The sequence below is a fragment of the Leucobacter faecis genome (assembly GCF_054456635.2).
The window spans coordinates 38,382-51,911 of record NZ_JBTJEP020000010.1; the positions used below are offsets into that span (position 1 = coordinate 38,382).

General features: G+C 60.9%; 14 protein-coding genes and 1 pseudogene. 3 read left to right on the plus strand and 12 right to left on the minus strand.

Annotated elements, in window-relative coordinates:
- Nucleotides 1-6: 6 nt before the first annotated feature.
- The 8 genes from ACXR2T_RS09295 to ACXR2T_RS09330 all read right to left on the minus strand — a co-directional run bounded on the left by ACXR2T_RS09295 (nucleotide 7) and on the right by ACXR2T_RS09330 (nucleotide 7,165).
- Entirely contained in the window at nucleotides 7-879 is an 873-nt protein-coding gene (locus ACXR2T_RS09295; RefSeq protein WP_458838456.1) for a PPK2 family polyphosphate kinase, read from the minus strand.
- A gap of 162 nt (nucleotides 880-1,041) precedes the next feature.
- Entirely contained in the window at nucleotides 1,042-2,349 is a 1,308-nt protein-coding gene (locus tag ACXR2T_RS09300) for a flavin-containing monooxygenase (protein WP_458838457.1), read from the minus strand.
- Nucleotides 2,350-2,532: 183 nt separating this feature from the next.
- A complete protein-coding gene (locus ACXR2T_RS09305; protein ID WP_458838458.1) occupies nucleotides 2,533-3,177 on the minus strand; it encodes an amino acid ABC transporter permease in 645 nt (214 codons plus the stop codon).
- Nucleotides 3,174-3,818, minus strand: coding sequence for an amino acid ABC transporter permease (locus tag ACXR2T_RS09310; RefSeq protein WP_458838459.1), 645 nt, complete (start codon nucleotides 3,816-3,818; stop codon nucleotides 3,174-3,176). Before ACXR2T_RS09310 ends, ACXR2T_RS09305 begins: the two co-directional genes overlap by 4 nt.
- Before the next feature lies 1 nt (nucleotide 3,819).
- On the minus strand, nucleotides 3,820-4,605 hold the full coding sequence (locus ACXR2T_RS09315; protein ID WP_458838460.1) for an amino acid ABC transporter ATP-binding protein: 786 nt from the start codon (nucleotides 4,603-4,605) through the stop codon (nucleotides 3,820-3,822).
- 70 nt (nucleotides 4,606-4,675) lie between these two features.
- Nucleotides 4,676-5,554, minus strand: coding sequence for a substrate-binding periplasmic protein (locus ACXR2T_RS09320; RefSeq protein ID WP_458838461.1), 879 nt, complete (start codon nucleotides 5,552-5,554; stop codon nucleotides 4,676-4,678).
- A gap of 65 nt (nucleotides 5,555-5,619) precedes the next feature.
- A complete protein-coding gene (locus ACXR2T_RS09325) occupies nucleotides 5,620-6,357 on the minus strand; it encodes an SDR family NAD(P)-dependent oxidoreductase (protein ID WP_458838462.1) in 738 nt (245 codons plus the stop codon).
- 43 nt (nucleotides 6,358-6,400) lie between these two features.
- Nucleotides 6,401-7,165, minus strand: a complete 765-nt coding sequence (locus ACXR2T_RS09330) for an SDR family NAD(P)-dependent oxidoreductase (RefSeq protein ID WP_458838463.1) — start codon at nucleotides 7,163-7,165, stop codon at nucleotides 6,401-6,403.
- Nucleotides 7,166-7,343: 178 nt separating this feature from the next.
- On the opposite strand from ACXR2T_RS09330, the pseudogene ACXR2T_RS09335 reads away from it, so the two are divergent.
- Both ACXR2T_RS09335 and ACXR2T_RS09340 read left to right on the plus strand, forming a co-directional pair.
- Nucleotides 7,344-7,526, plus strand: a pseudogene (locus tag ACXR2T_RS09335) (LysR family transcriptional regulator); the annotation flags it as partial.
- Between the two features lie 48 nt (nucleotides 7,527-7,574).
- Complete coding sequence (locus ACXR2T_RS09340) at nucleotides 7,575-8,282, plus strand: LysR family transcriptional regulator substrate-binding protein (RefSeq protein ID WP_489945520.1); 708 nt, start codon at nucleotides 7,575-7,577, stop codon at nucleotides 8,280-8,282.
- 65 nt (nucleotides 8,283-8,347) lie between these two features.
- Here ACXR2T_RS09340 and ACXR2T_RS09345 read toward each other — a convergent pair whose 3' ends face one another.
- The 3 genes from ACXR2T_RS09345 to ACXR2T_RS09355 form a co-directional block, all read right to left on the minus strand.
- Nucleotides 8,348-9,262: a 1,4-dihydroxy-2-naphthoyl-CoA synthase gene (locus tag ACXR2T_RS09345; protein WP_458813277.1), complete on the minus strand. Its 915-nt coding sequence runs from the start codon at nucleotides 9,260-9,262 to the stop codon at nucleotides 8,348-8,350.
- A gap of 82 nt (nucleotides 9,263-9,344) precedes the next feature.
- A complete protein-coding gene (locus ACXR2T_RS09350) occupies nucleotides 9,345-10,166 on the minus strand; it encodes a VIT1/CCC1 transporter family protein (protein WP_458838465.1) in 822 nt (273 codons plus the stop codon).
- Nucleotides 10,163-10,534, minus strand: coding sequence for a TfoX/Sxy family protein (locus ACXR2T_RS09355; RefSeq protein ID WP_458838466.1), 372 nt, complete (start codon nucleotides 10,532-10,534; stop codon nucleotides 10,163-10,165). The genes ACXR2T_RS09350 and ACXR2T_RS09355 overlap by 4 nt, the downstream gene beginning before the upstream one ends.
- 387 nt (nucleotides 10,535-10,921) lie before the next feature.
- Here ACXR2T_RS09355 and ACXR2T_RS09360 point away from each other — a divergent pair, with 387 nt between their 5' ends.
- The gene (locus tag ACXR2T_RS09360) at nucleotides 10,922-12,031 is read left to right on the plus strand and encodes an o-succinylbenzoate synthase (protein ID WP_458838467.1); all 1,110 of its coding nucleotides are present in this window, start codon (nucleotides 10,922-10,924) and stop codon (nucleotides 12,029-12,031) included.
- On the opposite strand, the gene ACXR2T_RS09365 is transcribed toward ACXR2T_RS09360, so the two are convergent.
- Complete coding sequence (locus ACXR2T_RS09365) at nucleotides 12,021-13,286, minus strand: CAP domain-containing protein (RefSeq protein WP_458838468.1); 1,266 nt, start codon at nucleotides 13,284-13,286, stop codon at nucleotides 12,021-12,023. The genes ACXR2T_RS09360 and ACXR2T_RS09365 overlap by 11 nt on opposite strands.
- Nucleotides 13,287-13,530: the final 244 nt, after the last annotated feature.

Below are 13,530 nucleotides of genomic sequence, written 5' to 3' on the forward strand. Positions count from 1 at the left end.
GCCGGCTCAGGGCCACCGCAGTTCGCGGGTGGCCTCGAGCCGTGCCCGCTGCTCCCCAATGTCGTAGTCCACGTCGGGCCAGTCAAGCCCCATCTGCTCGAGCCTGCTCGTCACGATGCGCTGCACCGCGACCCGGGCGTACCACTTGTTATTGGCGGGCACCACGTACCAGGGGGCATGTGGCGCATTGGTACGCTCGATCGCGGTCTGAAACGCGGCCATGTACTCGGGCCAGCGGGTGCGCTCGGTGACGTCGTCGGGGCTAAACTTCCAGTGCTTGTACGGTTCGTCAAGGCGCGACAGAAGCCGCTCGATCTGCTCGTCGGGCGAGATGTGCAGCATAATCTTGACGATCTCGACCCCGTCGTTCGCAAGCCGCGCCTCGAACTCGCAGATCGCGGCGTATCGGCGCTCGATCTCGTCTGCGGGCGCCCACTCGTGCACCTTCTGAATGAGCACGTCTTCGTAGTGTGAGCGATCAAACAGGCCGATCACGCCCGGCTTGGGCACACGCTTTTCGACCCGCCACAGAAAGTCGTGCTCGCGTTCTTCAGCCGTCGGCGCTTTGAACGGCGACAGCGCCAGCCCGTACGGCTCGAGCGCCCCAAACAGGTGGTTCACAATGCCGCCCTTGCCCGCGGCGTCCATCGCCTGCAGCACGACCAGCACGCGCTTCTTCGAGCCTTCCCAACTGCACGCGAAGAGCTTTTCTTGCAGCTCGCGCAGCGGCTGCTCGGCGCGCTCAAGCTCGGCCGCGCCCTCGTGCTTCGTCGCTTCGGTGCCGGGCGTCGCCCCCGGATCAATGTCGTGCAGCGAGAACCCCTCGCCTACCCGCAGCAGTTCGGTAACGTCGCTCGTCCAGAATTTGTGGTGCCCCATTGCAGCCTTCCCCTGTTGATTGGTCTCGTGAGAAGAGCTTAGCGGCGGGCGATTGGGTTAAAGACGACCGCGGCCGCCAGTCGTGCTTTTCCTAAAAGAAAGCACCCTCGGGCGGCCGCGCTCGGGCACAAGGAGGAATCGAAGTTTTCGCTTGTTAGGAGGTCACCCTACGGTGCCCACAGGCTCAGGCACAGCAGCCATGTGCGCTGACGCGTACGCGGCGAGGAGTCTGTCTGTGTCAGCGAGCTGGTCCTCCCACACTGCACGCACAATGTCGATCACAGCGTTAGCATCTTGCAGTTCTGAAAGGTATTCCTGTACTGGCGCAAATCCGCTTGGGGATGCCTCGTGCAGTCGAATCATATTGATCGCGCGCTTGGCTTGTACGCCGTAAACAGGTATCTGCGGCCCTCTTGGCGCGGAGAGGCCGATGTAGTACAGCTTCTCGAGCCCCTTGGGCACAATGCCTGCCGCATAACGCAGTGGAACTCCGTTACTGCGTTGAATGAGACCCTCATCGATAAACGGAAGGCTTGCATGGAATCCCGTCGCCCACAGAATCGTGTCGTACACCTTCACAGTTCCATCGACGAAGTGAACAGCCTGCCCGTCAAACCTTTCAATTCCCGGCACAATCCCGATGCGGCCATGGTGTACCCAGTACGGCATGAGCGTGTTGACCACGGCTTTACCTTCAGCCAACGAACGTGTTTTGGGCGCGGGCATGCCCGGGTAGTTCTTTGCCTCACCAATCGAGACCTTAGCGAGTAGCCGCGAGAGCAAGTCCACTTCATCAGGGGCGAAGTCCGCGAGCCACGGAACCTCCTGTCGCGGCACTCCGAAGTACATCTTCGGTTGAAAGTGAGTTCCGTCACGCATGACAACATCTACCTGAAATTGGTGCTGTGCCGCATCAACAGCAAGGTCACATCCTGAATTTCCTACACCGACTACGAGCACCCGATCACCAGCAATATCTGCCGTGTTTTGGTATGAACCCGAGTGGATCTGTTTCCCTGAGAAGTTGCCAGGCACGTGAGGGACTTTTTGATCCCAAAGATGCCCGTTACCAACAAACACCCCGTCGTAGTCGGCGCTCTCGCCCGAACTTAACGTAACCCTCCAGCCAGCAGAGCCAACTGGCCCGTCGGCAGGGAGGGGCCGCACTGCCTCAACCGTCGTGTTGAAGTTGATAACGTCGTACAGCCCCTTTTCACGAGCGTACGACTCCAAGTAGGCCACCACCTGCTTGCGGCTGGGAAAGTGGGGGTACTCCGCCGGCATAGGGAAGCCTTCAAAGTGAGTCATGTCTCGCGAGGTAATCAAGTGCAGAGCCTCGTAGTCATGTTGCCAGTGGCCACCAACCTTGTCGCTCTGCTCGTAGCAGTCCACGTCAAAGCCGGCCTCGCGCAGCGCTTGCAGGGCTGACATGCCTGCGGCACCGCCGCCGATTACGCAGTAACGGGTCATGATGTGCTCCTTTGCTTAGGTGCGTGCCTCATCGTCGAGGACTCGCAAGGTTAAGTAATTTCGAAGGTATGCGAAAAGTTGACATAGGGAAATACTCGGCTCAATCTGGGTGATGAAGGAAAAACCTATAACTCACTGAATCCGCACGACACCGGAGTGTGCAACCCCGATCTCCTTCCCCAGCTATACAGCTTGGCGCGCCATCCGCTTTTCTATGGATGCCACAATCCACATGACTGGCAGTGCGAAGGCGACGTATATGAGCCCGGTGAGCATGTAGATGTTGAGGTATTCGAAGGTAATCATGCTGACTTGGTAGGCCTGGCTCATCAGCTCGTTCACCGAGATCGTGTAAGCGAGGGATGTGCCTTGAAAGGACATGATCGCAAGTCCCATCAATGCCGGAATCGCGGATCGTAGCCCTTGAGGCAGGATGATTCGCAAGAATGTCGCGGTGCGCTTGAGCCCCAGCGCATTAGCAGCTTCCCTTTGCCCCTTCGCAACTGATTGGATACCCGATCGCATAATCTCCGAGGAATACGCCGCTGCCGTGTACGTGAGTGCGAGCGAGGCAGCCCAGAAGTTCTCAAGTAGCAATCCAAATGCGGGCAGCCCAAAATACACCATGTAAAGCACGACTAGAGCCGGGATCCCTCTGCCCACTTCAACAAGTACGAGGCATGGAATTTTGATCCACCTGGTGTGGTTCGATGTGCCAAGAGCAAATAGCATCCCCAGCATGTATCCAGCAGCAACAGAGATCCCTGTGAGCTGAAGACTTACGACGAGACCGTCGAGGAGGCGCGGCAGGAACTCGATGAAGGTCATGAGCTCGCTCCCTTCAGCCTTGCATCGAGTCGTCGCGCATACACGGCAATAGGAATGCTAATGATGAGGTACACCGCCGCCGCCATGAGAAACGGTGTCAGGCCAGGCACCGTTGGGTTTTGTCTCGCGAACTGGTTAGCCATGAATACCATGTCCATCACCCCAATCGTCGAAGCGATCGATGAATCTTTTACGAGCGCAAGCAAGAACGTGCTCATTGACGGGAGTACCGTCTTGATGGCCTGAGGAGTCAGAACCCGTATAAATGTCGAGGAGCGGGTGAGTCCAAGCGCGAGCGCTGCTTCTTGTTGGCCTCGCGGCAAAGTACTGTACCCACCGCGGTATACCTCAGCCAGGTAAGCACTCGCGATCAGTCCTAAGCCGATGACGGCCGCGGTAAAGGAGTCGAACCGGATCGTGCCGATCTGCACGCCAAAATAGATGAGAAAGAGCCACACAATGGGCGGAATCGCGCGAACTAGATCTACGGCAAAGCGCAGTATCCAGCGAACCGGCACGATACGTGACTGAAGCCCCAACATGATCGGAAACCCCAGCACCGCACCCATCAGGAACGCGACAGCGGTCACCGCCAGTGTGAGGGGCAGCCCAATAATGACTGCAAGAAATGCCTGCTGCATCTCAACGCTCCAACACCGCGTTGAGGAACCGTCTCGTACGGTCCTGCTGCGGGTCCGACATAATCTGCTCGGGGTTTCCTTCTTCGATGATGCCACCGTCTGCCATCACGACAAGGTGGTCACCCACATCACGAGCGAACTGCATTTCGTGTGTCACGACGATCATCGTCATGCCGCTGTCAGCGAGATCGCGCATCACCGCGAGCACCTCGAGGCCGATCTCGGGGTCGAGTGCAGAAGTCGGTTCATCAAAGAGCATCGCCTGCGGATTCAACGCAAGTGCACGTACGATAGCAATGCGCTGCTGCTGTCCCCCCGAACACTGACTGGGGTGGTGGCTAGCTTTGTCTTTCAACCCGACCCTTTCGAGCAGAGTCAAAGCGCGTTCTTCTGATTCAGCCCGGGACCTACCGAGGATCTGCTCTTGCGGATAGGCGATGTTTCGCAGCACCGACATGTGTGGAAACAGATTGAATGACTGAAACACCATTCCCACTTGTCGTCGCAATTCAAGCAGTTGGCTGTCACGCACTTTTTGCCCCGCATCAATCGTCGTCGCCCCGACCGTGACGGTGCCGCTGTCGGGCGTCTCGAGATAATTGATGCAGCGCAACAGCGTACTTTTGCCAGACCCAGACGGCCCAATCAGTGCCGTCACGCTACCGGGTTCGACCGACATAGATATGCTCTGCAGCACGTGGTTATCGCCGAAGCTCTTCGACAAGTTTCTGATTTCTACACCGGCCCGCATCAGGTCGATATTTCGTGTAAGGATTGGCACGCCCATGAGTGTGTCTCCGTTCTTTCGGGTGGCTCTTGCCACGCGCGTTGCTGCGCGTGGCAAGAGCCAGGTCCGGTTAGTTCTTCACCGTTGCAGCCGCGTCAGCTGGGACAACCAGGTCGGCTGGCAGATCCCAGTCAGCAAGGATCTGGGTAAGCGTGCCATCTTCGCGGTACTGATTGATGAGTTCACTTAGAGCGTCTGTCAGTGCGGGGTTATCCTTGGACGTTGGAAAACCGATCATCGGCTGATCAGTCGTGATGGCGATGCGATCATCAGCCTGTGCAATCTCAACCTGGAAGTCGGTGCCTTCGTAGGCAGCTTTAGCAACGGCGAAGCCATCGAGCGCGGCTTGCACGCGACCTGCCATGAGGTCCTGCTTAGTCTCAAGCGTGCTCGGGTATGTCTTCAACTCGTTTCCGAGCACCTTACTCATGTCGGCTTCCCATGAGAATCCAGCGACAGAACCTACCGCTCCTATCTTCTCGAGCCCCTTCACCGTATCGATGCCGTCAGCAGAAATGATCGCCATCGAGTCGTAGAACGTCGGCACAGTGAACGCCACCTGTTCCTGGCGTGCTGGAGTGATGTACCAGCCTCCTGTGATCATGTCGACTTTCTTCTGCGCCGTGATCGTGGGAATTCCGTTCCCGTAGGTGATCACTTCAAACTTGACGCCCAGACATTCCGCTTCTGAGAGTTTTCGCACGAGGTCAATTTCGAACCCGTCGGCGTCGCTTCCCTCGTTCTTCGTGTAGGGCAGGTTTTCGGGCACCCCGACCGTGAGTACTCCGGCGTTGACGGTGGTCAATCCCTCGGTTTGCGGGGTGCAATCAGCGGGCGGCGCGCTAGCGTCACTACCCGCGCTGCTGCTGCAGCCAAGGAGCGACGCCGCCACGAAACTACATGCCGCTGCCGCGATGAGACCCCGTGTGAACTTCTTGCTTGAATTCATGTTCTTCATCCTTTTCTTTGCTCGGTAGTGAGCCCGTCATGAGGGCGACGTTGCCCTCCCTGACGTTAGATCGTCAGCCCACCGTCGATGGTGTAATTGGAGCCGGTCACAAACGATGCCCGTGCGCTCAGCAGGTACTCCACGAGCGGCGAGATTTCTTCCACGCTTGCCCTACGGCCCAGAGGGGCTGAGTCACTCGAGCCGCCCCGAGGTTCATAGTTGTTCATCTGTGTAGCGACGCCACCCGGGCTAACTGCGTTGATACGCACGTTTGGCGCGTACTCGAGGGCGGCAACTTTTGTCAGCGCCACTATCGCGGCCTTCGACGCTGAATACGCGGCATATCCGCTCGCGCCAGTGAGCGCAGAGGTTGACGCAATATTTACAATCGCACCTCCGCCATTGACGACCATAATTGGGGCGAACGCTTGAATCCCGAGAAACGTTCCGTGCACATTCACACGCTCGTGAAGAGCCCAGTCTTCAAGCGTTGTGTCGCTGATGCTCGCGTGCCGCAAGATGCCGGCGTTATTGACAAGTCCGCGCAGGGGCTGAGAAGAACCTCGCAATTCCTCGGCAAGCATGGCCCAAGAATCGGGGTTCGCAACGTCGAGACTCCGATAGTGTGCGTCAGCCCCCGAGCTTCGCAACACGGCCGCTGTTCGCTCTCCCTCGTCGTCCAGGACATCCGTGAGAATAATGCGCACCCCTGGTCGCCCCAGCAGCGAGGCATGCGCGGCTCCCTGACCGCGTGCGGCCCCGGTCACCACGACAGTGGTTTCCGACGGAAAAATCTTTGTCATCTTCGACTCCCTCAGTTATAACTTCAGTGTTCTTTGCGGGACACTACTGTCGAACGACTGCGCCCCCCGAGAGCGTCACAATGTCACCGGTCATGAAGGCGGTGTACCGCGGTTCAGCCAGCAGCAGGACCCAATCGGCTATTTCTGCAGGCTCAGCGACCCGGCCCAGCGGGATCGCCGCCGCGGCCTCGGCCATTCGCCCGGTCGCAGCGTTGCCCGGGGTCGCAACCCATCCCGGTGCGATCCCGTTCACCCGAATACCCATGGGCGCGAGCTCTAGTGCGAGAGCCTTCGTAAGCATCACCACAGCGGCTTTAGAAGCGCCATAGAACAGCTGCCCTTGCGAAACCTCAAACGCATCAACTGACGCAAAGTTCACCACCGCAGAGCCACTCAGCATGTAAGGTTTCGTTGCCGCGATTACGTTCACCACACCAAAGACATTGATATCAAAAATGCGCCGATATGTTTCCTCGTCATACGTGTCAATGCTCGTAGGCGGATAAATGCCAGCAATGTTCGCAACCGCATCGATGCGACCTCCGTCAGGAACAAGGCTTGATAGAGCCGTTTCTATTGAAGTACGTGAGCGCACATCTACGACGGCACTTGAAAATGTCCCCGCACCTTCCCATTCCATGTCAAAGGCGACGACGTCAAGCCCTAAGACCCTCCAACCTTCCTCAAGAAACAGGCTCACTGTGGCCCGGCCCATTCCCGAGGCCGCGCCGGTGACTACGATGGTGCGCTGAGATGCATTCATTACGCTGAACTCCTTTGTTGCGTTGCGAACCATTGCAACAGGCATCAATACACAGGACAATGCTTATTAAGCCTTGGCGGCTACAGGTTTTACCTATAACCCACCTTGTCTCCACAGCTCTACACGCGTTTCGAGGTGCAACCTCAGAGCTGAATACATCCGTTCCACCGAAATCTTTATCGTTCCGAGACACGCAACCAGCAGCCCAGTTCAAAGGTGAACCATGCCACTTCCTTCGATACGCCAACTTGAATATTTCACGTCGGCCGCACGCGTCGGCACGTTTGCTGGCGCCGCGGCCGAGAACCACATTGCTCAGCCCAGTTTGTCCGAACAGATCAGTAATCTCGAGCAAGGCCTCGAGGTTTCTCTGTTCACGCGCACTTCTCGCGGGCTGCAGCTCACTGACGCGGGCAAGCAGCTACTCCCTCTCGCAGAAGAGGCGCTACGCAGCATGAAAGAGTTTGCAGAATGGAGTCGCCGGCTACGCTCGATCGAGGTGGGAATGGTCTCGTTTGGCACGTTCAGCAGCGCGCACCTCTACCTTCTAACCGATCTCATCAAGGAGTTTCGCACTCTTCACCCCAGCGTACGTGTGCACGTCACAGGATTGAATTCTTCTGAGGTGGCCGACGGTGTGCGCTCCGGTGAGCTTGAAGCTGGTCTCATCCAACTCCCCGTTGATGACCGGGATTTAGAAGTAAGTCCCGCAATTTTTGCCGATCAGGTCATCTATATTTCGAAAGATCCGCTGCCCAACCCCTCCGGCATGAGCGTCGCCGATATGCAGGGGCGCCCGCTCATCCTGGCTGAATCGAGTTGGGCGCTGCGCGACCCGCTCCGCATTTCACTCCTCGAACGAGCCCAACGTGAAGGCAGGCGGCTCGAGCCTGTCATCGAAGTCGAGTTCAGCACTCACGCAGCCCAGCTCGCGGCAGAAGGGCTCGGAGACGCCTTCGCTTCCTACCATGTGGTTCGCTCACTCCTCGAGAAAGAAAACCTCCATTGGGCTCCTCTCGATCCACCGCACTACGAACGCCACGCCTTTATCACCAAGAAAGGTGGGGCGATATCTCCCGCGACCGCCGAGTTCATGCGCATCGCGCATCGTCTCATGCAGCGGTTAGCCGCTCTCTCACCGCTCCAAGATCCCAGTTTCTAACGGAGTGCAGCCCCGCAGCATTTGCGGGGCACCCCGAGCGACCCACCGCCACACGGCGCTACCCGTTAGTAGTAGTACGGAAACGGACTCCAGTCGGGGTCGCGCTTTTCGAGGAACGAGTCGCGGCCTTCGACGGCCTCGTCGGTGCCGTACGCGAGGCGCGTCGTCTCGCCCGCGAACAACTGCTGCCCCACGATCCCGTCGTCGACAGCGTTCATGGCATACTTCAGCATGCGAATCGCGGTCGGCGACTTGCCGAGAATCGTGCGCGCCCACTCGATGCCCGCGGTCTCTAGCTCGGCGTGCGGCACCACCTTGTTCACGGCGCCCATCTCGCGGGCCCGCTCGGCGTCATACGTTTCGGCGAGGAAGAAAATCTCGCGCGCGTTCTTCTGCCCCACCTGGCGGGCGAAGTAGGCGCTGCCGTAGCCGGCATCAAACGACCCGACGTCGGCGTCGGTCTGCTTGAACATGGCGTGCTCGCGCGACGCGATCGTCAGGTCGCACACCACGTTGAGCGAGTGCCCACCGCCCGCCGCCCAACCGGGGACCAGCGCAATCACTACCTTCGGCATGAACCGAATGAGGCGCTGCACCTCGAGAATGTGCAGCCTGCCCGCGCGCGCAAGCCCCTCGGGCCCCACCGCCGCCTCTTGGTCTGAGTACTTGTACCCGTCACGCCCGCGAATGCGCTGGTCACCGCCCGAGCAGAACGCCCAGCCGCCATCTTTCGCACTCGGTCCGTTGCCGGTAAGCAACACCACGCCCACCCGCGGATTCACCCGCACCCGCTCCAGCGCGTCAAACAACTCGTCGACGGTGTGCGGGCGAAACGCGTTGCGCACCTCGGGGCGGTTAAACGCGACGCGGGCGATGCGCCCGTCGAGGCTCAGGTGCGCCGTGATGTCGGTGTAGTTCGCGGCGCCCGGGGCGACCTCCCACACACTCGGATCGAAGATCTCAGATACCTGCTGGGTCATGCCCCAAGCCTATTGGGCGCGGCGGCACACCGCACCAAGGCCTTTCTGTCGCACGGCGCATGTTGATCCGGATCGCGCGTCCCTACCCGACAGCGACCCCAAAGAGCAGGCCGACGCCGTACGTCGCGGCCATGGTCGCCGAACCCATGAGCACGTTGCGCGCGATCGCGCGCCACCTCGGAGCCCCGCCGAGGGCGGCACTGATCCACCCGGTGAGCAGCAGCCCGATCACGACGGCGAACGCCGCGAGCAAGATGCGGTACTGCCCGAGCGGCAGCAGGATCATGACGAGCGGGATCAGCGCGCCCGCAGTGAACGCGATGAACGACGAGATGGCCGCAGCCCAAGGGCTCGTGAGCTCTTCGGGATCGATGCCGAGCTCGACCTCGGCGTGTGCGGCGAGCGCGTCGTGCGCGGTGAGCTCTTCAGCGACCTGGCGGGCGAGGGCAGGCGAGAGGCCGCGCTTGCGGTAGAGACCGGTGAGTTCGGCGAGCTCAGCCGCCGGCTGTTCTTTGAGTTCGCGCTGCTCTTTGGCGATCATCGCCCGCTCGGTGTCGCGCTGGGTACTCACCGACACGTATTCTCCTCCCGCCATCGAGAACGCGCCCGCAACGAGGGCGGCGAGGCCGGCCGTCGCGATCGCTACCGTGTTGCTGGGAGTGGCGGCGGCGACGCCCACCACGACACCAGCGGTCGACACGATGCCGTCGTTGGCGCCGAGCACTCCGGCGCGCAACCAGTTGAGCCGCTGACCCACGTTTTCACCGTGCGACTCATGCAGGTGGTGAATGGCCGCTTCGACGTCATCGAGGTTCGCGGGGTTTGCGGGGGCGGCGGGGCTTGCGGGGCTGCCAAAGTTTTCGCGGCTTTCGCGGCTTTCGCGGCTTTCGCGGCTTTCGCTCATGGTGTGTCCCTCTTCTGCTTGGGCGCGCGCTGCGGCCTGGCTTTCGGTTTGGGTTTGGGCTTGGGCGCTGGCAGCGCTGCGGCCGTGCGACTGATGAGCTCGGTGAGCCAATCGCGGTCCTCCCAGCGGTCGCCGCTCACCCGAAAGTAGGGCTTGGAACCGGGGTACGCCGGTGCTTCATCGGGGGTGCCGAGGTAGTCACGACCAGCATCGGTCGGTTTCACGAAGAGCTCATCGTCGCACACAAACGCGACGGGCTTCTCGTCGTAATACAGGCAGTACTCGCCAAACATCTTGCGTGTGCGCACACCCGGGAGTGCGCTCAGCTGATCGGTGAGAAACTCCATCGTTTCTGCGCGGGTGCTCATGTCGCTAGCGTAGCGCGCACGACCGCCCCGCGCTCCACCACCCTTAACCACACCCCCACCCGCGTTCCACCGCCCTTCACCACCCCCTCCACCAGCGCTCCACCGCCACTTCACCACACCCCGCTCCTCGCCCCCTCGCCCCCTCACCCCTCACCCTTCGCCCCCGCCCCCTCCACCACTCACCAATCGGCATCGAAATGACGAGTAGGCATGATAAATGCGTATTTTCGATGCCGACTCGTCATTTCGATGCCGGTTGGTCATCACTACCGGCCGGTGCTCACTACCGGCTCGTGATCACTACCGGCCGGTGCTCACTACCGGCTCGTGATCACTACCGGCTGGCCTTCGCTGCCCCTCGACCGCCAGTGGTGGCAAGATCGAAGCATGTTCGACAACGCCCAACAGCTCCCGCCGCTCGCTGACGTGCTCGAACGTGCACGAGTCGTAGCGATCCCCACGCGCACCAGGTTTCGCGGCATCAGTGTGCGCGAGGCGGTCATCATCGATGGCCCGCAGGGTGCGACCGAGTTCTCGCCTTTCCCAGAGTACGGTGATGCCGAGGCCGCACACTGGCTCGCGGCCACCCTCGACTTCGGCTGGAACGAGCAGCCCCCGGCCCTCAGGCGCAGCGTCGAGGTGAACGCGACCGTGCCCGCTGTCGCCGCGAGCGACGTGCCCGGCATTCTCGCGCGCTTTCCCGGCTGCACTACCGCCAAGGTGAAGGTCGCCGAGCGCGGCCAAACCCTCGCCGACGACATCGCCCGCGTGCGTGCGGTGCGCGAAGCCTTGGGCCCACACGCAAAGGTGCGCGTCGACGCCAACTGCGGCTGGAGCGCCCCTGAGGCGGTCACCGCCCTCACCGCACTCGCTCAGTTCAACCTCGACTATGCCGAGCAGCCCTGTGCAACCATCGCCGAGCTCGCCGAGGTACGCGCGGCGCTCCACGCCGTAAGCACCGGCAATACGCTAAATCCCGGCACCCGCGAATCTAGCACCAGCTCGACCCCAGATCAGCACAGTCTGGGTTCAGACCACACATTATGCACGCGCCGCGTGGTGCGCATCGCCGCAGATGAAAGCGTGCGCAAGGCGAGTGACCCGCTCGAGGTGGCGCGATCCGGAGCAGCAGATTTGCTCATCATCAAGGCACAGCCGCTGGGGGGCGTGCGCCGCGCGCTCGCGATCGTCGAGCAGGCGGGCCTGCCGGTCGTGGTGTCGAGCGCGCTCGACACGTCGGTGGGCGTCGCGATGGGGCTGCAGCTCGCGGCGGCGCTGCCCGAAGGCGCGCTCGCGGGCGCCTGCGGCCTCGGTACGGTCGCGCTGCTCGCGGGCGATGTGACCCGCGACTCGCTCGTGCCCGAGGCCGGGGCGATCGCGGTGCGGCGCCCCGCCCCCGATGCAGGGTTGCTTGCGCAGTATGCCGCGGCTCCGGATCGCGAGGCGTGGTGGCGGGAGCGGGTGGCACGGTGCTACGCGCTGCTTGCTACGCCTTAGAACGGTAGATGAACGCCGCCATCGCCTCGCGTGTGACCTTACTCTTGGGCTCGTACTTAAGTGATCCGTCTTGCTGCTTCGTGCCCGTCGAGAGACCTGACGTGTACATCCAGGTGATTTCGCGGTAGAACTTATCGCCGGGGCGCATGTCAATGAACGGCACGCTGCCTGCGCCGGGCCCGGGGGCGCCCTCGACCCGGTACAAGAACGCGGCCATCGCCTCGCGTGACACGGCCGCCTTCGGCTCGTACTTGAGTGAACCGTCTTTCTGCTTGGTGCCCGTGGAGTAGCCCATCTTGTGCATCCAAGTGATCTGGTTGTAGAACTTATCGCCGGGTTTCACATCGGTGAACGGCGATTTCTTGGGGCCCTTGTAGTTGGCGTGTTCCATGCGGTAGATGAACGCTGCCATCGCTTCGCGCGACGTGGTGTCTTTCGGCTTGTAGGTCACTTCGGTTGCGCAACCTGGCACTTTGTTGCCGGTGCTGTAGCCACTCGTGCCCATCCAGTCGATCTCTGTGTAGAACTTGGTCCAGGGGCGCACGTCGAGAAAGACGCCTCCTGCGTGCTCCGGATAGCCGCCAAACACCTGCGTGCCGTAGGTGCCGTAGTACCCGTACGGGCCGGCCTGGCTCGCGACAAAGCCGATACCGATGTCAGTGTAGCCGGGGTTCAGGATGTTGCCACGGTGGCCCGGAGAATCCATCCACCCGTCGAACATGCGTTGGCCGCTGCCGTACCCGGCCGCGATATTCTCACCCGCTTGATACCAACCACTGGGAATCTGGGTCGAGTAATTGGGGTTGTGGTGAAAGTCGCCGGTCGTGGCCATCTTGCTGGACCAGTCTCGTGCAACCTTGTTCATCTTGGGGTTGCTGTTCAAAATCGGCACGCACGCCGAAATTCGCGCCTGGTTCACGAGCCGCAGAATTGTGGCATCTTCGCTCGCTACAGATGCTAAGGCCGCCGTTGGGGCGGCGGGTGCAGCTGCTTGTGGGGCTGGGTCGGCGTCGGTCGCAGTGTCAGTATCGGTATCGGTATCGGTATCGGTATCGGTATCGATGTCGATGTCGATGTCGATGTCGGGATCGGTACCGACGCTTTCGAGTTTCTCTGGCCCATAGAGCGGCTCAGGAGCCACCAGCGCACCGTCAGTCGATTCTGCGTACGCGACCCCGCCCTGCATCAGCAGACCAAGAGCCACTGCGACCGTCGTGGTGATTTTGAACGCTCGCCCGTGGCAATCTTTCTTCATAGAAGACACGTTAGCCACACTTGTCGTGGTGGACAAGGAGAATCTGAGCGGCCGGCGGCGCGGGCACGGCGGGCGTTGGTGCCCGATTCACGAGCGCCCCCCAGTGCTCGACGGCCGCCCGTGGCCCAATCCACCTTCACGCACAAATCGACCCTCACGCACACGTTTCAAGCGAAACTTGTGCGTGAAGGTCGATTGTTAGCTGAAGTAGCGCGGCAGGCCGCGGGTGAGCGCGGGCACGAGC

What these genes read in the sequence shown, in the direction of transcription:
- ACXR2T_RS09350 (WP_458838465.1), bottom strand. Translation starts at nt 10,166, where the DNA reads ATGAGCGAAAGCCGCGAAAGCCGCGAAAGCCGCGAAAGCCGCGAAAAC.
- ACXR2T_RS09345 (WP_458813277.1), bottom strand. Translation starts at nt 9,262, where the DNA reads ATGACCCAGCAGGTATCTGAGATCTTCGATCCGAGTGTGTGGGAGGTC.
- ACXR2T_RS09355 (WP_458838466.1), bottom strand. Translation starts at nt 10,534, where the DNA reads ATGAGCACCCGCGCAGAAACGATGGAGTTTCTCACCGATCAGCTGAGC.
- ACXR2T_RS09330 (WP_458838463.1), bottom strand. Translation starts at nt 7,165, where the DNA reads ATGCCTGTTGCAATGGTTCGCAACGCAACAAAGGAGTTCAGCGTAATG.
- ACXR2T_RS09315 (WP_458838460.1), bottom strand. Translation starts at nt 4,605, where the DNA reads ATGGGCGTGCCAATCCTTACACGAAATATCGACCTGATGCGGGCCGGT.
- ACXR2T_RS09320 (WP_458838461.1), bottom strand. Translation starts at nt 5,554, where the DNA reads ATGAATTCAAGCAAGAAGTTCACACGGGGTCTCATCGCGGCAGCGGCA.
- ACXR2T_RS09360 (WP_458838467.1), top strand. Translation starts at nt 10,922, where the DNA reads ATGTTCGACAACGCCCAACAGCTCCCGCCGCTCGCTGACGTGCTCGAA.
- ACXR2T_RS09295 (WP_458838456.1), bottom strand. Translation starts at nt 879, where the DNA reads ATGGGGCACCACAAATTCTGGACGAGCGACGTTACCGAACTGCTGCGG.
- ACXR2T_RS09340 (WP_489945520.1), top strand. Translation starts at nt 7,575, where the DNA reads ATGAAAGAGTTTGCAGAATGGAGTCGCCGGCTACGCTCGATCGAGGTG.
- ACXR2T_RS09325 (WP_458838462.1), bottom strand. Translation starts at nt 6,357, where the DNA reads ATGACAAAGATTTTTCCGTCGGAAACCACTGTCGTGGTGACCGGGGCC.
- ACXR2T_RS09365 (WP_458838468.1), bottom strand. Translation starts at nt 13,286, where the DNA reads ATGAAGAAAGATTGCCACGGGCGAGCGTTCAAAATCACCACGACGGTC.
- ACXR2T_RS09300 (WP_458838457.1), bottom strand. Translation starts at nt 2,349, where the DNA reads ATGACCCGTTACTGCGTAATCGGCGGCGGTGCCGCAGGCATGTCAGCC.
- ACXR2T_RS09310 (WP_458838459.1), bottom strand. Translation starts at nt 3,818, where the DNA reads ATGCAGCAGGCATTTCTTGCAGTCATTATTGGGCTGCCCCTCACACTG.
- ACXR2T_RS09305 (WP_458838458.1), bottom strand. Translation starts at nt 3,177, where the DNA reads ATGACCTTCATCGAGTTCCTGCCGCGCCTCCTCGACGGTCTCGTCGTA.